We start from the raw sequence: 20090 nt of genomic DNA, 5'->3' as shown, positions 1-20090 counted from the left end.
GCGGGCGCCGTCCGTGGAGGGGCGGTTTTCACTGCCGCTTCCTGACGAACCAGGGTGCGTGTCGAGCTGACCGGTTGGGCTTCTTCGACCTCGGTCGGGCTCATCTCGTAGCTGGCCTGGCCGGCAATGATTTCCGGGCTGTCATCGCGAAGACGCTGCACTTCGAAGTGCGGCGTTTCCAGATGATCGTCCGGCAGGATGAAGATTCGCGCGCGGGTGCGCAGTTCGATCTTGGTGATGGCGTTGCGCTTCTCGTTGAGCAGGAATGCGGCGACCTGGAAGGGGACGCGGGCGCGAACCTCTGCCGTGCGATCTTTTAGCGCCTCTTCCTCGATCAGGCGAAGGATCGCCAGCGACAGCGACTCGACGTCACGAATGATGCCTTGGCCGTTACAGCGAGGGCAGACGATGCCACTGGTCTCGCCGAGCGACGGACGCAGGCGCTGACGAGACATTTCCAGCAGGCCGAAGCGCGAGATACGTCCAACCTGGATACGGGCGCGATCGGCCTCGAGCGCTTCGCGAACCTTTTCTTCCACGGCGCGCTGGTTCTTCGCCGGGGTCATGTCGATGAAGTCGATGACAATCAGCCCCCCGATATCGCGCAGACGCAGCTGGCGAGCGATTTCCTCAGCGGCTTCCAAGTTGGTCTGCAGCGCGGTTTCCTCGATATCGCCGCCCTTGGTGGCGCGCGCCGAGTTGATGTCGATGGACACCAGAGCTTCGGTCGGGTCGATAACGATGGATCCGCCAGAGGGCAGTTTCACTTCACGCTGAAAGGCTGTTTCGATTTGGCTTTCAATTTGAAAACGGTTGAACAGCGGTACCGAATCTTCGTACAGCTTGATCTTGCTTGCGTACTGCGGCATGACCTGTTGGATGAAGGAAAGCGCTTCGTCCTGGGCTTCGACGCTGTCGATCAGTACTTCGCCAATGTCCTGGCGAAGGTAATCGCGAATGGCGCGAATGATGACATTGGATTCCTGATAGATCAGGAAAGGGGCGGGGCGATCCTGGGAAGCTTCCTTGACCGCGCTCCAGAGCTGCAGCAGGTAGTCCAGATCCCATTGCATTTCTTCACTGGAACGGCCGAGCCCGGCGGTGCGGACGATCAAACCCATGTCGGCAGGGACATCGAGGCCATTCAGCGCTTCACGGAGTTCGTTGCGCTCCTCGCCTTCGATGCGGCGAGAGATGCCGCCGGCGCGTGGGTTATTCGGCATCAGAACAAGGTAGCGGCCGGCCAGACTAATGAAAGTCGTCAGGGCTGCGCCCTTGTTGCCACGCTCTTCTTTTTCGACCTGGACAATAACTTCCTGGCCTTCGCTCAGGACTTCTTTGATGTTGACGCGGCCTTCGGGGGCCTTCTTGAAGTACTCGCGGGAGATTTCTTTGAGGGGAAGAAAGCCGTGGCGGTCGGCGCCAAAATCCACGAAAGCGGCTTCGAGGCTAGGCTCGACGCGCGTGATCTTGCCTTTGTAGATGTTGGCTTTCTTCTGTTCACGGGCACCGGATTCGATATCGAGATCGAACAGGCGCTGGCCGTCGACCAGTGCGACACGCAACTCCTCGGGTTGAGTTGCGTTAATTAGCATTCTTTTCATGTAGTACCGTCGGTTTCCAGGGCAGCGGAAACGGCGTTCGGCACACACGACTCTCGCGGTCGGTGTCAGGTGAGTCAGGAATGGTTGTAAGGCACTCCAGTGTCCAGCGATGTAAGGCCAGTTGGGCCGGCGTCGCGACGACGTCTCCTGCTTGCTGTCGGAACAGAAGCAATGGTTCGGGAGGAGGAATCAGCAATCGGTAGCGGACGGAATGAAGCGTCTATGAAAGCCTTTGCTACGCAATCCGATGGCTGTACATCTCCACCCAACACTCATACTTTGAAAATCGGGTGCCGCTCGCAGAATCCGGGCGGGTTATCGATTATCGCGCTTCCCCGTCGGGGTTACGCATCATGTCTTCAAGGCTTGTTTCGGGGCTTCACCGCTACTTGAGGGAAGCTCCGTCGGACGGCCTCACGTCCTCGAACATTTGCTGGGTCAGGAATGGCGGTTTCGCTGGTATTCATTGACCTGGCCACTTTTGGCGGCGTTCGGGACTATAACAGCAATGTTTAAGTGCTTCAAATCCATGAAAATTGATATCATCCGGCGATGACCAATACCCCCTCTCAGACCTCCGGCGTGCAAATGCTCGAGGTCGCGCCGGAGCTTGCCGGCCAACGCATCGACAACTTTCTTCGTACTCAGCTCAAGGGCGTACCCAAGGCGCTGATATACCGCATTTTGCGCAAAGGCGAAGTGCGGGTGAATAAAGGGCGAATAAAGCCTGAATACAAGCTGCGGGCCGGCGATATAGTCCGGGTGCCGCCGCTTCGATTGCCCGAGCGGGACGAGGCGGTCCCGGTGGCGCAAGGACTTCTCGAGCGACTGGAAGCGGCCATCGTTTATGAAGACAAGGCGCTTATTGTGCTGAACAAGCCTGCCGGCATTGCTGTGCACGGCGGCAGTGGGCTCAGCTTTGGCGTCATCGAGGCGCTGCGTCAACTGCGTCCCGATGCGAAGGAGTTGGAGCTGGTGCATCGCCTGGATCGAGATACGTCCGGGCTGTTGATGGTCGCGAAGAAGCGCAGCATGCTACGTCACCTGCATCAGGAGTTGCGTGGCGATGGTGTCGATAAGCGTTACATGGCGCTGGTGCGGGGGCGCTGGGAGACCGGCAGAAAGCAGGTGAACGCGCCGCTCATGAAGAATACGCTGCGCTCAGGCGAGCGGATGGTCGAGGTCACTGAAGAGGGTAAAGATGCGCTGACGCTCTTCCGCGTGCTACGTCGTTTCGGCGATTTTGCCACGCTGGTCGAGGCCAAGCCGGTAACAGGGCGCACCCACCAGATTCGTGTCCATGCGCTTCACGCGGGGCACGGAATTGCGGGCGACAACAAGTATGGCGACGAAGAGTTTTCGAAGGTCATTCGTGATCTGGGCGGCAAGCGATTGTTTCTTCATGCCTATGCGTTGAAAGTGCCCTTGCCTGACGGTGGCGAACTGAGTCTGGAAGCGCCTGTCGACGACGTTTGGGCGCGGACGCTGGAGAGGCTTGGTGAGTAGATACGAGCTCCTGATCTTCGATTGGGACGGCACCCTGATGGACTCGATCGGGCGTATTGTCGAGTCCATCTCTGTCGCCGCAGCCCGTTGCGGCCTACCGCCCCTCGATGAGGCGGCTATCAAGGGGATCATCGGGCTGGGTTTGCCCGAAGCCATTGCGGTGCTGTATCCACATGTCACGGATGCGCGGACGGCTGAGGCGTTTCGTCGTGCCTATGCCGACCATTACCTCATGCTGGAGGCCGAACCATCGAAGCTTTACCCCGGAGTTGCGCTGGCGCTGCAGCAGTTTCGCGACCAGGGGCATCTGCTCGCCGTGGCGACCGGAAAAGGAAGGCGCGGGCTGGATAGGGTGTTGGACGGGCAGGGTTGGAGCGATTTCTTCGATGTGACCCGTTGTGCGGATGAAACCGCGAGCAAACCTGATCCATTAATGATTCATGAGATTTTGGCACAGTGCCGGGTCAGCCCCGAGCGGGCCTTGATGGTTGGGGACTCGGTATTCGATCTCGAGATGGCCCGGCGAGCTGGGGTAGATAGTGTTGCGGTGTCCTACGGTGCGCAGCCGATCGAGGTGCTGCGCGCATGTTCGCCGCTCATGGCCATTAATTGTTTTTCGGAGCTTGCCGATTGGCTGCGCTCCGCAAGTACAGCAGGGGTAGTTGCGAATGTCGGATGAATGGAAAGCACCTGTGAGCGAGCAGCAGGAAGATCGCAGAAGTTGGAAGTTGCTGGAAAAGACCTTGCTCGCCGGTGTCCAGGAGCAGCGGCGGGCTAGGCGGTGGGGGATATTCTTCAAGCTATTGACCTTCGTCTATCTCTTCGGAGCGCTGCTGATGTTCTCGCCTTTGTTGGAGATCGGCGACAGCAGGAGCGCGAGCGGCAGCCACACGGCGGTCATCAACGTTCGCGGCATGATCGCCGACGAAGAGTCAGCGAGTGCGGACAATGTCGTCGGGGCGCTACGCGCGGCCTTCGAAGATCCCAAAACCAAGGGCGTCGTTCTACGAATCAATAGCCCGGGCGGCAGTCCCGTACAGTCGGGTTACATTTACGACGAGATTCGGCGTTTGCGTGGCGAGCACTCCGACATCAAAGTCTATGCGGTGATCGCCGATCTGGGTGCCTCGGGCGCTTACTATATTGCCAGTGCCGCGGACGAGATCTACGCCGACAAGTCGAGCCTGGTCGGTTCAATTGGAGTGACGGCGGCGACTTTCGGGTTTGTCGAAACGATGGACAAACTGGGGGTCGAGCGCCGGGTTTACACATCGGGCGAACATAAGGCGTTTCTCGACCCATTCCAGCCGGAGAAGCCGGAGGAAACCAAATTTTGGCGCGACGTGCTCGGCACCACTCATCGCCAGTTCATAGACAGCGTCAAGCAAGGACGTGGTGATCGGCTGCAGGTCGCCGATCATCCCGAGCTGTTTTCCGGGCTCATTTGGTCCGGCGAGCAGGCGCTTGAGCTCGGACTCATTGATGGTCTGGGTAATACCAGCTACGTGGCGCGCGAAGTGATTGGCGAAGAGGAATTGGTGGATTTCACCGTGAAGGATTCCGCGCTGGATCGCTTCACCAAGAAGCTTGGTGCAAGCGTCGGTGCCCAGTTGGCGCTGTGGATGGGATTCCAAGGGCCGCAGCTGCGCTAGTTCTCCTAGGTTGAGGGATCAGGGAACTTTGACTCCGACGTTATTCAGCATGTCGACCAGTCGGATCAGTGGCAATCCGATCAGGCTGGTGACATCCGATCCTTCCGTGGCGCGGAACAGGCTGATACCCAAACCTTCGGCCTTGAAGCTGCCTGCACAATCGTAGGGCTGCTCGGCGTGCAGATAACGTTCGATCTGGTGGTCATCGAGGTCTCGGAAATGGACGATGAAGCTGACGCAATCGATCTGGGTGCTTGCGGTTCGACTGTCCAGTAGCGCCAATGCAGTCAGGAAATGTACGCTTTTGCCACTGCAGGCTTGTAGCTGCTGCTTCGCTCGCTCGAATGTTCGGGGTTTGCCCAGGATGCTCTTCTCTAACACAGCGACCTGATCCGAGCCGATGATCAGGTGGTCCTGATGGGTCGGCGCCAGTGCTTGCGCCTTTTCGTAAGCCAGCCGACGCACCAGTTGCTCCGGCAGCTCTTCAGGATGCGCGGTCTCATCTATTTCCGGGGCGCTGCAATCGAAGGTCAGCTGCAATCGCGAGAGCAGTTCGCGTCGATAGGGAGAGCTGGATGCGAGAAGCAGGCGGCGCATTTTCCTTCCTTTTATATAGAGGTCCGATCGTCGGTCGGCGGACCTCAATTGTGCGGCTGAATTCCTTTGACAGTCGAGAGGCGCATCCCTAGAATGCCGCGCTTATGTTGAAAGGACCAATACCTCCGCACGTAGATCCGCGCAAGCTTGCTGACCGAGCGGCTAACCTGAAGGGTGAGCTGCAATTGTCTGGGCTGAAGCGGCTCGTCGATCCTCTTGAGGATGACAAGGGTGTGGTGCGCGCCAGTTTTGATTTTGGGCGCGACGAGCAGCGCACTGTGGTCATTCACAGTGAGCTTGATGTTGAGGTCACCATGATTTGCCAGCGTTGTCTGGAGCCGGTTGTTCTACCTATTCACAGCGAGTGCGATTATGCCGTGGTGAATGAAGGTTCGAGCAGCCAGCACCTGCCTAAGGGCTATGACGTGCTGGAAGTGGGAGAGGATCCTCTGGATCTGCTGGCGCTGGTTGAAGAGGAGCTTCTGCTCGCTCTTCCGATTGTTCCACTCCATGACCAAGAAGTTTGCCAGCCGCCGGCTGGGCCTGATGAGCCCGAGCCGAGTGAGGACGAGGTATCGCGGTCCAACCCGTTCAGCGTACTGGCTCAGTTAAAGCGTGACCCAAACGTTTAGGAGTTGATCCCAATGGCTGTTCAGCAGAACAAAAAATCCCGTTCCGCCCGTGACATGCGTCGCTCGCACGACGCGCTCGAGCCGAACGCCCTTTCCGTGGAAAAGAGCACCGGTGAAGTTCACCTGCGCCACCATGTTTCCCCGGAAGGTTTCTACCGTGGTCGTAAAGTGATCGACAAGGGCGCTGACGAGTAAGTCTTGTCTGCTCCGATCATAGCGATCGATGCAATGGGTGGGGACTTCGGTCCCCACTGCATTGTTCCGGCCAGTCTCCACTGTCTGGCTGAAGTCCCCTCGCTGCACCTGGCCTTGGTTGGCCCATCCTCCATTCTTGAAGAGATCATCGCTCGACGTCCGGGTGTGGATCGCGCGCGTCTGACGATTGTCGATGCCGACGAAGTGATCGGCATGGACGAGCGTCCGACGCAGGCATTGCGCAGCAAGCCACGCTCGTCCATGCGCGTTGCGCTGGAATTGGTGCGCGACGGTCAGGCTCAAGCGTGTGTCAGCGCTGGGAATACTGGCGCGTTGATGGCGCTCGCCCGTCATGTATTGAAGACATTGCCCGGGATCGACCGACCCGCCATGATGACCGCGATTCCTACGATTGAGGGCGCCTGTCTATTGCTTGATCTCGGTGCAAATGTGGACTGTACTGCCGAGCAGCTCTATCAATTCGCAGTGATGGGATCGGTTGCTGCGCAGAGCCTTGGTATCGAGCAGCCACGCATTTCGTTGCTTAATGTTGGCACCGAAGAGATCAAGGGAAACCAGCAGGTCAAAGCGGCAGCTGCGCTGCTGCAGCAGGCGGGCGACATCAATTATCGGGGCTTCGTCGAGGGTGACGGACTGTTTCGCGGTGAAACTGACGTAGCGGTGTGTGATGGCTTCGTTGGCAATATCTTGCTCAAGTCCAGCGAGGGGCTGGCGCATCTGGTTGCCTTGCGCGTCGAAGCGCTTTTTCGCCGTTCACTGATTTCTCGTCTGGTAGGGGCGCTGGCTCTGCCGCTGTTGCGTCAGTTGCGGGCCGATCTGCGCCCGGCGCAGTACAACGGTGCCAGCTTTCTAGGGCTTCAGGGCATCGTCGTGAAAAGTCATGGTAGCGCCGGTGCTGAGGGCTTCCGGTCGGCTATCCTGCGCGCAACCCAGGACGTGGAGCACAATCTGCCGGAGCGATTGCACAGTCGGCTCGAGCATTTGCTCGTGACCAATCGGTCGGTAAAAGGCGCTGCTGATGTGACCACGTCCAACGGCTCGCCATCCAACTGACAATCCGGTGCGTCCCCGTGGCGTATTCTTCTGACGAACAACCACAAGAGAGCCGTTTCATGTCCGCATCACTTGCATTCGTCTTCCCAGGGCAGGGCTCCCAGTCCCTCGGCATGCTTGCCGAGCACGGGGCCCAGCAATCCCTGGTCATCGATACCTTCGCTGAAGCTTCGTCCGTGCTGGGGTACGACCTCTGGGCGCTTTCCCAGCAAGGTCCAGAGGCGCAGTTGAACCAGACCGATAAGACTCAGCCGGCGATCCTGACTGCTTCGATTGCGCTGTGGCGCCTGTGGCTGGCTGAAGGCGGAACGACCCCAGCGTTCGTCGCAGGCCATAGCCTGGGCGAATATTCTGCTTTGGTCGCTGCAGGCAGCCTGCCATTCGTTGATGCGGTGAAGCTGGTCGAGCTGCGTGGCCAGCTCATGCAGCAAGCCGTTCCTGCTGGTTCCGGCGGTATGGCAGCGATCCTCGGGCTGGATGACGCCGATGTGCTGGCGGCCTGTAGCGAAGCGGCGCAGGGCGAGGTGGTCAGTGCCGTCAATTTCAATGCGCCTGGTCAGGTGGTAATTGCTGGCAGCGCTGCGGCCGTTGAGCGTGCTATCGAGATTTGTAAGGCCAAGGGCGCAAAGCGCGCCATGCCGCTGCCGGTCAGCGTGCCGTCGCATTGTGCCCTGATGCGCCCTGCAGCGGAGCGTTTCGCCGATTCCGTCACTGCGGCCGCCTGGCAGGCGCCTCAGATTCCGTTGGTCCAGAATGTCAGCGCGGCGATCGTATCCGATCTCGATACGCTCAAGCATGATCTTCTAGCTCAACTCTACAGCCCGGTTCGCTGGGTCGAGACCATTGTTGCGTTGAACGCGCAGGGCGTGACCGACCTGGTCGAATGTGGCCCGGGCAAGGTACTGTCCGGTCTCAACAAGCGCTGCGTCAAGGGCATCAATACCTACAATCTAGAAACGCCAGAAGCTTTCGCTGCCACTCGTAGCGCACTGGTCTGAACAAGGAGATATTTATGAGTCTGCAAGGCAAGGTCGCCCTGGTGACAGGTGCCAGCCGCGGTATCGGTCAGGCCATCGCGCTGGAGCTCGGTCGCCAGGGCGCCATCGTGATTGGCACGGCGACTTCTTCGTCGGGCGCCGAGCGCATCGCCGAAACGCTCAAGGAAAACGGCATCGAAGGTGCTGGATTGGTGCTGGATGTTACCAGCGATGAGTCCGTCGCGACGACGCTGGAGCATATTCAGCAGCACCTCGGCCAGCCGGCTATTCTCGTGAATAACGCGGGCATCACGCGCGATAACCTGATGCTGCGGATGAAAGACGATGAATGGCATGATGTGATCAATACCAATCTCAGCAGCCTGTACCGTCTGACCAAAGGTGTCCTGCGTGGCATGACCAAGGCGCGCTGGGGGCGAATTATCAGCATCGGTTCCGTGGTAGGTGCCATGGGCAACGCTGGGCAGGTAAACTACGCCGCAGCCAAAGCCGGACTTGAAGGTTTCAGCCGAGCACTGGCCCGTGAGGTCGGTTCGCGCGGTATCACGGTCAATGCCGTGGCGCCGGGCTTCATTGATACTGACATGACGCGAGAGCTTCCCGAGGCTCAGCGTGACGCATTGCTAGGGCAGATCCCATTGGGGCGTCTTGGGCAAGCGGAAGAGATTGCTAAGGTCGTCGCCTTCCTAGCTTCTGACGGCGCCGCCTATGTCACCGGTGCTACGGTACCGGTGAATGGCGGTATGTACATGAGCTGATGTGACGCCCAATGCATGTATGCAGTCATAACGGCTGGTTAGTTCGTTATAAAACTGCGGTTTGTTTATAGACAGATGGTTGAAAGCCGGCTCATGCTTGCCCGCTTTCAGCTTGAAATGCGGAAAACGCTTTCTATACACTACCGCGCAGACCAGCTGCCTGATTTTTCCATAGGAGTGAAAACAAGGTATGAGCACCATCGAAGAACGCGTCAAGAAAATCGTTGCCGAGCAACTTGGCGTCAAAGAAGAGGAAGTTACCAACAGCGCTTCCTTCGTCGAAGACCTGGGTGCCGACTCCCTTGACACCGTTGAGCTGGTGATGGCTCTGGAAGAGGAATTCGAGACTGAAATCCCGGACGAGCAGGCCGAGAAAATCACCACTGTTCAAGAAGCTATCGATTACATCAACGCGCACGCGCAGTAAGTTGTAATCCTGCTTCGAACCAGTAAGCCGCACTGCCTTGAACGGGCAGTGCGGCTTTTGTTTGAGTTAGTTGTATTCAGCTGGTCGTGCCCCTGCGCGCGAGTCTGATGGCTGGTTCTTGCTCGTTGGCGTGCTGGCGGAGCAGAGCAGGTCGAATAAACGTAAGGAGAATTGCTGTGTCGCGTAGACGCGTCGTAGTCACCGGGATGGGCATGCTATCGCCGCTGGGTAACGATGTGCCAAGCAGCTGGCAGGGGATTCTCGCCGGCCGCAGTGGCATCGGCCTGATAGAACATATGGATCTTTCCGCCTACTCCACGCGCTTTGGCGGATCGGTCAAGAATTTCGACGTCGAGCAATATCTGCCAGCGAAAGAAGCTCGCAAACTCGATCTTTTCATCCAATACGGTTTAGCGGCCAGTTTTCAAGCGGTGCGCGATTCCGGGCTGGAAATCACCGACGCTAATCGCGAACGCATCGGTGTCGCGATGGGGTCGGGTATTGGCGGCCTGACCAATATCGAAAACAGCTGCAAGGCATTGATCGAACAAGGACCACGGCGTATTTCGCCTTTTTTTGTGCCGGGTTCGATCATCAACATGGTGTCCGGCTTTCTATCGATCCACCTGGGACTGCAAGGTCCTAACTATGCCATCGCTACGGCATGCACCACAGGAACGCATTGCATCGGCATGGCGGCGCGCAATATCGCCTATGGCGAGGCGGACGTGATGGTCGCGGGTGGTTCGGAAATGGCAGCCAGTGGTCTCGGCATCGGCGGATTCGCTGCTGCTCGTGCATTGTCCACCCGCAATGACGATCCGGCTGCAGCTAGCCGTCCGTGGGACAAGGGCCGGGACGGCTTTGTTTTGTCGGACGGCGCTGGCGCGCTGGTTCTGGAAGAGCTGGAGCACGCCAAAGCGCGTGGCGCGAAAATTTATGCCGAACTGATCGGTTTCGGTATGAGCGCCGATGCCTTTCACATGACCTCGCCGCCGGATGATGGTGCGGGTGCGGCTCGCTGCATTCGCAGCGCAATTGTGGACGCCAAGCTCGATGCGGCACAGGTGGACTATATCAATGCGCACGGCACCTCCACGCCTGCCGGCGACAAGGCGGAGGCCGCTGCGATAAAGACAGTGTTCGGCAGTCACGCCTACGAGCTGTCGGTCAGCTCGACGAAATCGATGGTTGGCCACTTGCTGGGTGCCGCCGGCGCTGTCGAGGCGATATTCAGCGTGCTTGCCATTCGCGATCAGGTGGCTCCGCCAACGATCAACCTCGATGAGCCCGATGAAGGATGCGATCTGGACTTCGTGCCGCACGAAGCTAAACCCAGGACAATTGATGTCGCCGTTTCCAATTCCTTTGGTTTTGGCGGCACCAACGGCTCACTGGTTTTCCGTCGGTTCGTCGAGTGACATTGAGTTGGGTGGACGGACGGCCCGCTGAAGGGCTGCCCGTTCATGATCGGGGGCTTGCGTACGGCGATGGTCTGTTCGAGACCATCAAGGTAGTCAGCGGTTCGCCGCAGCTTCTCGATCGTCATCTGGATCGTCTCGGTCTTGGATGCCAACGTTTCGCTATTCCAGCTGATCTGACAGCTCTTCGCGCACAAATTACCGCCTTCAGCGCGGCGCTTGGTACTGGCGTAGCCAAGCTGATTCTGACCCGTGGTGACGGAAAGCGCGGCTACGGCCCACCGGCTACCTGCCAGCCGCGCACGGTACTGCTGGGCTCGCCACTGCCAGATCATCCCGTCGAGCACCGCGAGCGAGGGGTGCGCTTGTATGCCTGTGCGACTCGCCTCGCTGAGCAGCCAGCTTTGGCCGGGCTGAAACATCTCAATCGGCTGGAACAGGTGTTGGCGCGTGCCGAATGGCAGGATTCCACCTTCGCGGAGGGCTTGATGCGTGATACGTCCGGACGCGTGGTGGAGGCTGTGTTCAGTAACCTCTTCATCGTGGAGTCCGGTGTACTGTTGACGCCATCACTTCACCGTTGTGGTGTGGCTGGTGTGATGCGTGAGGAAATCCTTGAGCGAGCGCGACAGTCGGGGATTCAGAGCAAGATAGATGACGTATCGCTCGGACAGCTGGTCGGTGCGGATGAGGTTTTCGTTTGCAACAGCCTTTATGGCATCTGGCCTGTTCGGCAATTGGGAGCCAGCGTATGGCCGGTGGGTCCGCTCACACGTAAACTTCAATGTCTGGTAGCTGATCTGTCGAGTAATTCGTGATTCGAAAACTGTGTTTTGCGCTCTTGGGCGCCGTGCTGGTCGCCGCGCTGACGCTCGGACTGATTGCCTGGAAACTCTACGCCGCGCTGGATCAGCCTTTGCAACTTGATGAGGCGCAGACGCTGGAAGTCGAATCTGGCGATACGCCCAGTGGCTTGTTTCAGCGCTTGGAGGGAGAAGGCAAGCTGAACGACTCGTTTTGGTTGCGACTGTACTGGCGCCTGAATCTTTCTGGGCAGACATTGCACAGCGGCGAATATCAGCTGCGTCCGGAAATGACCGTCCGCGACATGATAGGGCTATGGCAGCGGGGTGAGGTTGTTCAACACACCCTGACCATTGTCGAGGGGTGGAATTTTCGCCAGGTACGCGCCGCGCTGGAAATGTTGCCTACGATTCAGCAGACGCTGGGCGGTCTGTCGGACGCCGAGATAATGGGGCGACTCGGCCAGGCGGGTTTGCATCCGGAAGGGCGTTTCTTTCCCGACACCTACCGCTTTACCCGCGGCGTTACCGACCTCGAATTGCTTCAAAGGGCCTATTCACGTCTGGAAGCCGTTCTCGCCGAGGAATGGGAGCAGCGCAGTGAAGGCTTGCCTTATCAGGACGCATACCAGGCGCTGATCATGGCATCGATCATCGAAAAGGAAACCGGAGTGCCTTCGGAGCGCGGCGAAATCGCCGGTGTCTTCGTGCGCCGTCTGGAACGGGGTATGCTGCTACAGACTGACCCCACGGTCATCTACGGTATGGGCGAGCGGTATCGCGGACGGATCACCCGCAACGATCTGCGCAGGCCGACTCCCTATAACACCTACACCAACAGCGGGCTGCCGCCGACGCCGATCGCCATGGTCGGTCGCGAGGCCATTCATGCCGCGTTGCATCCGGCCGAAGGAAAAAGCCTTTACTTCGTCGCGCGTGGCGACGGCAGCCATGTGTTCAGCGATTCGCTGGACGAGCACAATCGTGCGGTGCGTGAGTACCAGCTCAAGCGCCGCGCCGACTATCGTTCCAGTCCGCCGCCCCGGCAAGCTCCGGTGCCGATCGAGAATATCCAGTGACAGGACTCTTTATTACCTTGGAAGGGCCTGAAGGCGCCGGCAAAAGCACCAATCGTGAGTACCTCGCGCAGCGCCTTCGTGATCACGGCCTTGACGTCGTGCTGACCCGCGAGCCCGGTGGAACGCCGCTGGCCGAACGGATTCGCGAGCTGTTGTTGACGCCTGCGGATGAACCCATGGGCAGCGATACGGAACTGTTGTTGATGTTCGCGGCGCGTGCGCAGCACCTTGCCGAGGTGATCCGTCCGGCGCTGAAACGGGGCGCCGTGGTGCTTTGCGACCGTTTCACCGATGCCACCTATGCCTATCAAGGCGGAGGCCGCGGCCTGTCCTTTCAGCGCATCGAGCAGCTTGAGACCTTCGTGCAGGGCGATATGCGTCCGGACCTGACCCTGATTTTCGATCTGCCTGTGGAGATCGGTTTAAGCCGCGCCGCTGCGCGAGGGCGTCTTGATCGGTTCGAGCAGGAGGGGCTGGGCTTCTTCGAGGCCGTGCGCAGCGCTTATCTCGATCGCGCACGCCAGGTTCCACAGCGCTATCGGGTAATCGATGCGGGCCAATCTCTGCCAATGGTGCAGCGAGCGCTGGACGCGCTCTTGCCCGAGCTGTTGGAGCGTGCCCTTGGCTGACGGCATTCTTCCCTGGCAGGCCAGCCTGTGGCAGCTGCTGGCGGGTCGTCAACAGCATGCCCATGCCTATCTCTTGCATGGTCCAGCGGGTATTGGCAAGCGTGCACTGGCCGAACAGTTGATGGCGTTCCTGCTGTGTCAGCAGCCGGCTCCGAGCGGAGCTTGCGGACGCTGCAAGGCTTGCATGCTACTGGCGGCACACACCCATCCCGATCATTACATTCTGGAGCCGGAGGAGGTCGACAAGGCCATCCGTGTCGACCAGGTTCGCCAACTGGTCGGGTTTGTCAGTCAGACCGCGCAGCTCGGGGGACGCAAGGTGGTTCTGCTCGAACCTGCCGAGGCGATGAACCTGAATGCCGCCAATGCGCTTCTCAAGAGTCTCGAAGAGCCTGCGGGCAATACCGTGCTGCTGTTGATCAGTCATCAACCCAGCCGGCTGCTGCCCACGATCAAAAGTCGCTGCGTACAGCAACGTTGTCCGTTGCCTGGTCGTCAGCAAAGTCTGGATTGGCTTTCCGGCAAGCTTCCGGATCTCTTGGCAGCCCAGCGTGAAGAATTGCTGACATTGGCAGCGAACTCTCCGCTCGCAGCGCTTAAGCTTCACGATATCGGCGTCTTGGAGATGCGCGTGCAGGTGATAGAAGGGGTGAAAAAGCTGCTCAAGCGGCAGCAATCCCCCAGTCAGCTGGCCGAGGCCTGGAATCCGCTGTCGCTGATTTTGCTGTTCGACTGGTTCTGTGAGTGGGCGCATCTGATTCTGCGTTTTCAGATGACCGGCGATGAAGCGGGGCTTGGCTCTGCCGATATGCAGAAGGTCATTCAATACCTGGCGCAGAAGACGCCGTCGACCAGGCTGCTGGTGATGCAGGACTGGTTGCTGGCCCACCGGCAAAAAGTATTGGGCAAAGCCAACCTTAACCGTGTCTTGCTTCTCGAAGCGCTCTTGGTGCAGTGGGCAAGTTTGCCCGAGCCAAGCTAGAATCCATCGGAACTGTTGTTAGGAATACCGCATGAGCCTGCCTGCAAACCTTGGTCCGCGTAACGGCATTCTGTCCCTGACCATCAAGGATAAGTCGGTGCTCTATGCGGCATACATGCCGTTCATCAAGCATGGTGGCTTGTTCATTCCTACTAACAAGAGCTACAAGCTCGGTGATGAAGTCTTCATGCTGCTGAGCCTGATGGACGAGCCTGAAAAGATCCCCGTCGCCGGCAAGGTCGTATGGATTACCCCCAAGGGCGCACAGGGAAACCGGGCCGCTGGCGTCGGCGTCCAGTTCAACGAGGGCGATTCGACTGCCCGCAACAAGATTGAAACCTATCTGGCCGGGGCGATGAAGTCCGATCGGCCAACACACACCATGTAAGCCGCAGTTGCGAAGATCGCTTGGCGGCTTTTTGCCTCTAGCGACGCCCACCTGCATCTGGTCGGTCTGCGACCTCTCGGTTGCTTTGCTCTACAATGGCGCGTTTTCTGTTTGGGTAATTCGCCATGTTGGTTGACTCGCATTGCCACCTCGATCGCCTTGATCTTGCCGTGCACGGCGGTTCTCTTGATGCCGCGCTGAATGCTGCGCGTCAGCGTGGCGTCGGGCATTTTCTTTGTATTGGTGTTAGCGTCGAGAATACCGCGGCGGTCAAGGCGCTTGCGCAACGCTATGACGATGTCGACTGTTCGGTAGGCGTGCATCCGTTGGATCTCGAGCCCGGTGCCGAACCTGCACTGGACTGGCTGCTGCAAGAGCTGGATGGGCCAGGCGTGGTGGCGATTGGCGAAACCGGCCTCGACTATCATTACGAGCCCGAAGCCGCCGAGTTGCAGCAGCAGTCCTTCCGCCTGCACCTGGAGGCCGCTCAAGTCTGCGGCAAACCGGTAATCGTTCACACGCGGGCGGCCCGTGCCGACACGCTGGCGCTGCTTCGCGAAGCGGCACTGCCACAAGCCGGCGTATTGCATTGCTTCACCGAAGATTGGGACATGGCCAAGGCGGCGCTGGATCTGGGCTTCTACATCTCGCTCTCCGGAATCGTGACCTTCCGCAATGCCGATGCGTTGCGAGACGTGGCCCGCCGCGTGCCGACGGATCGCTTGCTGGTCGAGACCGATTCGCCCTACCTGGCGCCGATCCCCTATCGGGGCAAACCGAACCTACCGCAGTACGTGCGCGAGGTCGCCGAGTTTCTGGCACAGTTACGTGGTGTCGATTTCGACGTCTTCGCCGAGCAGACCACGGATAACTTCAAGCGACTCTTCCCGTTGACTCGGGTCAAGGGCTGAGCGAGGTTGCCGCTCGAAGGCGCGTGCCCTTCAAGCCTCGTCGTCCAATGGCGTGTACAATCCGCGCCGCTTCGGTCCGCATGCCCGAACCCCGGCATGCGGATACGAGGGTTCAACTCGGCTCCGTATCACTGTCATGAGCCGGACCGCTTCCTCGTCACAGACCAATCAAGGTGACGCCATGTCCAGCGAGACGCTGCGTACCGGGCCGCTTCAGCGCGGCCTGCAAAATCGCCATATCCAGCTGATCGCGCTCGGAGGCGCCATCGGCACGGGGCTTTTCCTCGGTTCGGCCGGCGTGCTCCGCAGTGCGGGGCCGTCGATGATTCTGGGCTACGCCATTGGCGGGCTGATCGCTTTCCTGATCATGCGTCAGCTTGGCGAGATGATCGTCGAGGAACCGGTCGCGGGTTCCTTCAGCCATTTCGCCCACAAATACTGGACGCCTTATGCCGGTTTTCTTTCCGGCTGGAATTATTGGGTGCTCTACGTGCTCGTAGGAATGGCCGAACTGACGGCAGTCGGCAAATACGTGCAGTTCTGGTGGCCCGAGGTGCCGACCTGGGCCACCGCGTCGGCCTTTTTCGTGCTGATCAATCTCATCAATCTGGTGAACGTGAAAACGTTCGGCGAGACCGAGTTCTGGTTCGCGATCATCAAGGTTGGCGCCATTGTCGGCATGATCGCGCTGGGTCTGTATTTGCTACTGAGCGGGGAGGGCGGTAAGCAGGCCAGCTTCAGCAACCTGTGGAGCCATGGTGGATTCTTCCCCAACGGCGTAAGCGGGATGGTCATGGCCCTGGCAATCATCATGTTTTCCTTCGGTGGGCTGGAGTTGGTGGGGATTACCGCCGCTGAAGCATCGGATCCGAAGACCGTCATCCCAAAGGCTATCAACCAAGTCGTCTACCGCATCCTGATCTTCTATATCGGCGCGCTGAGCGTCCTGCTGGCGCTGTACCCCTGGGACACGTTGCTGGAAACCCTGGGATCTGCCGGCGATCCTTACAGCGGTAGTCCTTTCGTGCAGATCTTCTCGTTGATCGGTAGCGACACTGCGGCACATATTCTCAACTTCGTGGTGCTGACCGCGGCCCTCTCGGTCTACAACAGCGGTGTCTATTGCAACAGCCGGATGCTCTACGGTCTGGCTGAGCAGGGCGATGCACCCAGGGTGCTAATGATGGTGAACCGTCGTGGGGTCCCGGTTCTGGCAATCGCGCTCTCTGCTCTCGTGACGATGCTCTGCGTGCTGGTGAATTACCTGTTACCCCAGACGGCCCTTGAGTTGCTCATGTCACTCGTGGTCGCGGCGCTGCTGATCAATTGGGCGATGATCAGCCTCGCACACTTGAAGTTTCGCAGAGCAATGACAGCGCAGCGTATCGATCCCTCGTTCAAGGCTTTCTGGTGCCCTTTCAGCAACTACCTGTGCTTGGCTTTCGTGGCACTGATTGCGGCGATCATGCTCTCGATGCCGGGGCTACGTACCTCGATCATTGCCATCCCGATCTGGGTCCTGTTCATCTGGGTGTGCTTCCGGCTTCGGCTTTCCAGTCGGCGCGCCGCGCCTGGCTGATTGCTAAAGCATGTTGCTATCGCCAGCCAAAAAAAACCCGGCGTCGCGAGGAGCCGGGCCAAGACCATTAGGAGTTTGAGGTCACGTTCCTCGCTCCCTCAGCTGGCCGAGCATTGGGGGGATTGCGCGGCCAGTGCCTGAAGTATTGGCCTGGATCGCCAACTTTGCCGGGCGATTCATGCGCTTTTTAAAACGGATTTGGAATAGTTACGCGCACCTTGATCGCTCACTTTGCAAGCAGGCCGCGAACCACCGTCAATGTCTGCTCGATGACATCAGGGCGCGTGTAGAAATGGGGCGAGAGCCGTATACCACCACCACGAAGGGCACAGACGATCTGCTCGGCCTTGAGCTGCTGGAACAGCGCTGCGTTTTCCCAGCCATTGGCTCTGAAGGTCATGATGCCGGCCTGTCGAAACGGGTCGGTTGGGCTCAACAGCTCGACGCCGGGCATGGCCGCCAGCTCATGCTGCAGGTGATCGATGCGTTCGGCTAGCGCTCGGCTCACCTCGCTCATGCCAATCTCTTCGAGCAACGAAAGGCTGGCATCCAACGCCATGGCACCGAGCATATTCGGGCTGCCACACTCGAAGCGGCGGGCACTGCGGGCTGGCTGCCAGTCGCTGCGGTCGTAGTCGCCTGCGTGTTCGAGCATATGCCAGCCGTATTCGTGGAGCTTCAGTCTGGCGCGCAGATCGCTGCGGCAGTAAAAGACGCCGAGGCCCTCCGGTCCCAATAGCCATTTATGCCCATCGGCCATCGCGAAGGCGCACCGGTATTGCTGGACGTCGAAAGCGAGTGCGCCGAGCTGTTGGATCGCATCGATGCACAACAACACACCGCGCTGCTCGCAGCCTTCGCCTAGGCGGGGCAGATCGAGCCGTAGGCCGCTGGCGTACTGTACGGCGCTGATTGCCATGAGGCGTACCTTGGGTCCGCAGGCAGCCAGGAGCGCGGCTTCCGGATCGTCGCCCTTGAGGCTGACTTGTATCACTTCCACGCCCTGAGGTTGCAAAGCCTCCCAGACGACCCGGTTGGACGGAAACTCTTCGTCACTGATGACGATCTGGTCGCCGGCGTCCCAGTCCAGGCCAAAGGCTACGAATGACAGCGCTTCCGACGTGTTCTTGACCAGCGCGATATCGGCCGATGTCGGTGCGTTGAGCATCCTGGCCAAGCGATCACGTAATTGGCTTTCGACTGCCAGCCATTGGGGATAGTCCCGCGCGCCGAGCGCCATGTTCTGTTGTGCAAAGGCGGTCACGGCTTCAGTTGCCCGTCGAGGCCAGGGTGCGACAGCGGCGTGATTCAGGTATCGCAAACCTTCGATCTGAGGGAATTCGTCATTCAACGTACTCATAAGAGATGTTCCGTGCATTTTCTGACTAGATGGGCATAATCATCTGCTTCGATTTCAAGCCGCAGCCTCTTATGCAAAATGAACCCCGGAAGGTCCGCGAATTTCGCCGTCGCGAGCAAGAGATTCTTGATACAGCGCTCCAGCTGTTCCTTGATCAAGGAGAAGACAGTGTCACCGTCGAGATGATCGCCGACAGGGTGGGCATCGGCAAAGGCACCATTTACAAGCATTTCAAATCCAAGGCCGAAATCTATCTGCGGCTCATGCTCGACTACGAGCGGGACCTGAATGAGCTGCTGCATTCACCGAGCCTTGATCAGGACAAGGAGGCGCTGTCTCGCGCCTATTTCGAATTCCGCATGCGTGACCCCCAGCGCTATCGGTTGTTCGATCGCCTCGAAGAGAAGGTCGTCAAGGGCAATCAGGTCCCGGACATGGTCGAGGAACTCCACCGGATTCGCGCTTCCAACTTCGATCATCTGACCCAATTGATCAAGGGGCGCATTTCCGAAGGCAAGCTTGAGGACGTGCCTCCCTATTTCCACTATTGCGCGGCCTGGGCGTTGGTGCACGGCGCAGTAGCGCTTTATCACTCGCCGTTCTGGAGCAACGTACTAGAAGATCAGGAAGGTTTCTTTCAGTTCTTGATGGACATTGGCGTTCGCATGGGTAACAAGCGCAAGCGCGACTAGTTCGAATCGCCGGAGACGGGTGGCGGCTTGCGGAACGGGAATCCGGCCAGTAAGCCGTGTCGTTGGCCGATCCTTCGCGCAGTCGAGTGCCGTTGTGGCAGGAAGACGAGCACGCGCTACAGCCGTTTTGCGCGGAGCTGGCTTGTTTGCTGCATTGCTTTGCTATTCGCCGGTTTTCCGTCATTGGCAGGAGCAAAGATGAAAGTATTCAGCCTTATCGTGGCCGTGCTGGTTTTGGGCGGGTGCATGCAGGTCAGTGACATGGCCGAGGGCACTCGCAACCAGCTGCGAGACGTCGGGTTTCTCGATCACAGCGAGACCGTGAGGTCCGCATCATGGCGGCTGCAGCCCGATTCGTTCATCTACATCGCCCAAGGCCACTTCGTCCCGCCCGGCAATGCGTATCCGCGGCCGAACGTGGTAGCTGAGGAGGCGTTCAAGGGGTTTGTCGAATACTTTCCGCTGGTTCGTCGCGCTCCAGAGCCTGCAGGATTGGAAGAGGCATTGAACCAGGCAGCGGCTGTTGGTGCCCATTACTTGCTGTACACGCGATTTGCCGCCGCCGATGACCGCATCGGCAGTTTCGACGAGCTCGATGATCAGCGCGCGCTCGATCGACTTGGGGTCGATACCAGCGTGGTCCAGCTGATGCTGATCGAAACCGGGAATCGGTATCTGGTCGATACGGCGCGAATTCGCAGCCGCGGAGGGCTGCTTAATATCTATGATGCGACACCGCAGGTCTTGTTAGGGCCGCCGTTGCGCGATTATGCCCGACGCCTGACGGGCCTCAGCCGTTAAGG

22 protein-coding genes are annotated in these 20090 nt (G+C 59.0%); 19 read left to right on the top strand and 3 right to left on the bottom strand.

The window, feature by feature from the left end; genetic code table 11:
• A partial coding sequence (gene rne, locus MCB86_RS03745; RefSeq protein WP_239609862.1) for a ribonuclease E occupies positions 1 to 1604 on the bottom strand: 1604 nt, incomplete at its 3' end.
• A gap of 552 nt (positions 1605 to 2156) precedes the next feature.
• Between rne and rluC the strand changes: the two genes are divergently transcribed.
• Genes rluC through sppA form a run of 3 tightly spaced genes read left to right on the top strand, consistent with a single transcriptional unit; the run spans position 2157 to position 4762 of the window.
• The gene (rluC, locus tag MCB86_RS03740) at positions 2157 to 3110 is read left to right on the top strand and encodes a 23S rRNA pseudouridine(955/2504/2580) synthase RluC (protein WP_239609859.1); all 954 of its coding nucleotides are present in this window, start codon (positions 2157 to 2159) and stop codon (positions 3108 to 3110) included.
• On the top strand, positions 3103 to 3789 hold the full coding sequence (locus tag MCB86_RS03735; protein ID WP_239609857.1) for an HAD-IA family hydrolase: 687 nt from the start codon (positions 3103 to 3105) through the stop codon (positions 3787 to 3789). The genes rluC and MCB86_RS03735 overlap by 8 nt, the downstream gene beginning before the upstream one ends.
• Positions 3779 to 4762 (top strand): signal peptide peptidase SppA, encoded by a 984-nt coding sequence (gene sppA, locus MCB86_RS03730; protein WP_239609854.1) that lies wholly within the window; start codon positions 3779 to 3781, stop codon positions 4760 to 4762. Before MCB86_RS03735 ends, sppA begins: the two co-directional genes overlap by 11 nt.
• Before the next feature lie 18 nt (positions 4763 to 4780).
• Here sppA and MCB86_RS03725 read toward each other — a convergent pair whose 3' ends face one another.
• Positions 4781 to 5359: a nucleoside triphosphate pyrophosphatase gene (locus MCB86_RS03725; RefSeq protein ID WP_239609850.1), complete on the bottom strand. Its 579-nt coding sequence runs from the start codon at positions 5357 to 5359 to the stop codon at positions 4781 to 4783.
• A 104-nt stretch (positions 5360 to 5463) separates the two neighbouring features.
• On the opposite strand from MCB86_RS03725, the gene MCB86_RS03720 reads away from it, so the two are divergent.
• The 14 genes from MCB86_RS03720 (at position 5464) to MCB86_RS03655 (ending at position 17235) form a co-directional block, all read left to right on the top strand.
• Complete coding sequence (locus MCB86_RS03720) at positions 5464 to 5991, top strand: YceD family protein (RefSeq protein ID WP_045162876.1); 528 nt, start codon at positions 5464 to 5466, stop codon at positions 5989 to 5991.
• Between the two features lie 12 nt (positions 5992 to 6003).
• Entirely contained in the window at positions 6004 to 6186 is a 183-nt protein-coding gene (rpmF, locus tag MCB86_RS03715) for a 50S ribosomal protein L32 (protein ID WP_019342480.1), read from the top strand.
• A gap of 3 nt (positions 6187 to 6189) precedes the next feature.
• The gene (gene plsX / locus MCB86_RS03710) at positions 6190 to 7260 is read left to right on the top strand and encodes a phosphate acyltransferase PlsX (protein WP_239609848.1); all 1071 of its coding nucleotides are present in this window, start codon (positions 6190 to 6192) and stop codon (positions 7258 to 7260) included.
• A gap of 59 nt (positions 7261 to 7319) precedes the next feature.
• Positions 7320 to 8258 (top strand): ACP S-malonyltransferase, encoded by a 939-nt coding sequence (gene fabD, locus MCB86_RS03705; RefSeq protein WP_045162874.1) that lies wholly within the window; start codon positions 7320 to 7322, stop codon positions 8256 to 8258.
• Positions 8259 to 8272: 14 nt separating this feature from the next.
• Positions 8273 to 9016, top strand: a complete 744-nt coding sequence (gene fabG / locus MCB86_RS03700) for a 3-oxoacyl-ACP reductase FabG (protein WP_045162873.1) — start codon at positions 8273 to 8275, stop codon at positions 9014 to 9016.
• 190 nt (positions 9017 to 9206) lie between these two features.
• Positions 9207 to 9443: an acyl carrier protein gene (acpP, locus tag MCB86_RS03695; protein WP_003283670.1), complete on the top strand. Its 237-nt coding sequence runs from the start codon at positions 9207 to 9209 to the stop codon at positions 9441 to 9443.
• 176 nt (positions 9444 to 9619) lie between these two features.
• A complete protein-coding gene (fabF, locus tag MCB86_RS03690) occupies positions 9620 to 10864 on the top strand; it encodes a beta-ketoacyl-ACP synthase II (protein WP_045162872.1) in 1245 nt (414 codons plus the stop codon).
• 2 nt (positions 10865 to 10866) lie between these two features.
• Positions 10867 to 11682: an aminodeoxychorismate lyase gene (gene pabC, locus MCB86_RS03685; protein WP_239609845.1), complete on the top strand. Its 816-nt coding sequence runs from the start codon at positions 10867 to 10869 to the stop codon at positions 11680 to 11682.
• The gene (gene mltG, locus MCB86_RS03680; RefSeq protein ID WP_045162870.1) at positions 11679 to 12746 is read left to right on the top strand and encodes an endolytic transglycosylase MltG; all 1068 of its coding nucleotides are present in this window, start codon (positions 11679 to 11681) and stop codon (positions 12744 to 12746) included. Before pabC ends, mltG begins: the two co-directional genes overlap by 4 nt.
• A complete protein-coding gene (gene tmk, locus MCB86_RS03675) occupies positions 12743 to 13375 on the top strand; it encodes a dTMP kinase (RefSeq protein ID WP_045162869.1) in 633 nt (210 codons plus the stop codon). The genes mltG and tmk overlap by 4 nt, the downstream gene beginning before the upstream one ends.
• Positions 13368 to 14357, top strand: coding sequence for a DNA polymerase III subunit delta' (locus tag MCB86_RS03670; RefSeq protein ID WP_239609843.1), 990 nt, complete (start codon positions 13368 to 13370; stop codon positions 14355 to 14357). Before tmk ends, MCB86_RS03670 begins: the two co-directional genes overlap by 8 nt.
• Before the next feature lie 31 nt (positions 14358 to 14388).
• Positions 14389 to 14745: a PilZ domain-containing protein gene (locus MCB86_RS03665; protein WP_025241024.1), complete on the top strand. Its 357-nt coding sequence runs from the start codon at positions 14389 to 14391 to the stop codon at positions 14743 to 14745.
• 125 nt (positions 14746 to 14870) lie between these two features.
• Positions 14871 to 15656 carry a TatD family hydrolase gene (locus MCB86_RS03660; protein WP_045162867.1) on the top strand — a complete coding sequence of 262 codons (786 nt, stop codon included), beginning with the start codon at positions 14871 to 14873 and terminating at the stop codon, positions 15654 to 15656.
• 181 nt (positions 15657 to 15837) lie between these two features.
• Entirely contained in the window at positions 15838 to 17235 is a 1398-nt protein-coding gene (locus MCB86_RS03655; protein WP_045162937.1) for an amino acid permease, read from the top strand.
• 226 nt (positions 17236 to 17461) lie between these two features.
• Here MCB86_RS03655 and MCB86_RS03650 read toward each other — a convergent pair whose 3' ends face one another.
• Positions 17462 to 18595: an aminotransferase class V-fold PLP-dependent enzyme gene (locus tag MCB86_RS03650; RefSeq protein ID WP_239609841.1), complete on the bottom strand. Its 1134-nt coding sequence runs from the start codon at positions 18593 to 18595 to the stop codon at positions 17462 to 17464.
• A 71-nt stretch (positions 18596 to 18666) separates the two neighbouring features.
• On the opposite strand from MCB86_RS03650, the gene MCB86_RS03645 reads away from it, so the two are divergent.
• The gene (locus MCB86_RS03645; RefSeq protein WP_045162936.1) at positions 18667 to 19287 is read left to right on the top strand and encodes a TetR/AcrR family transcriptional regulator; all 621 of its coding nucleotides are present in this window, start codon (positions 18667 to 18669) and stop codon (positions 19285 to 19287) included.
• Positions 19288 to 19485: 198 nt separating this feature from the next.
• Positions 19486 to 20088 carry a DUF4823 domain-containing protein gene (locus tag MCB86_RS03640; RefSeq protein WP_045162865.1) on the top strand — a complete coding sequence of 201 codons (603 nt, stop codon included), beginning with the start codon at positions 19486 to 19488 and terminating at the stop codon, positions 20086 to 20088.
• The last annotated feature ends 2 nt before the right edge of the window (positions 20089 to 20090 follow it).

Source organism: Pseudomonas sp. KSR10, assembly GCF_022355455.1.
Classification (GTDB): domain Bacteria; phylum Pseudomonadota; class Gammaproteobacteria; order Pseudomonadales; family Pseudomonadaceae; genus Stutzerimonas; species Stutzerimonas stutzeri_E.
Note: the sequence above shows the minus strand (reverse complement) of the source record. Positions and strands in the feature narration are given on the sequence as shown.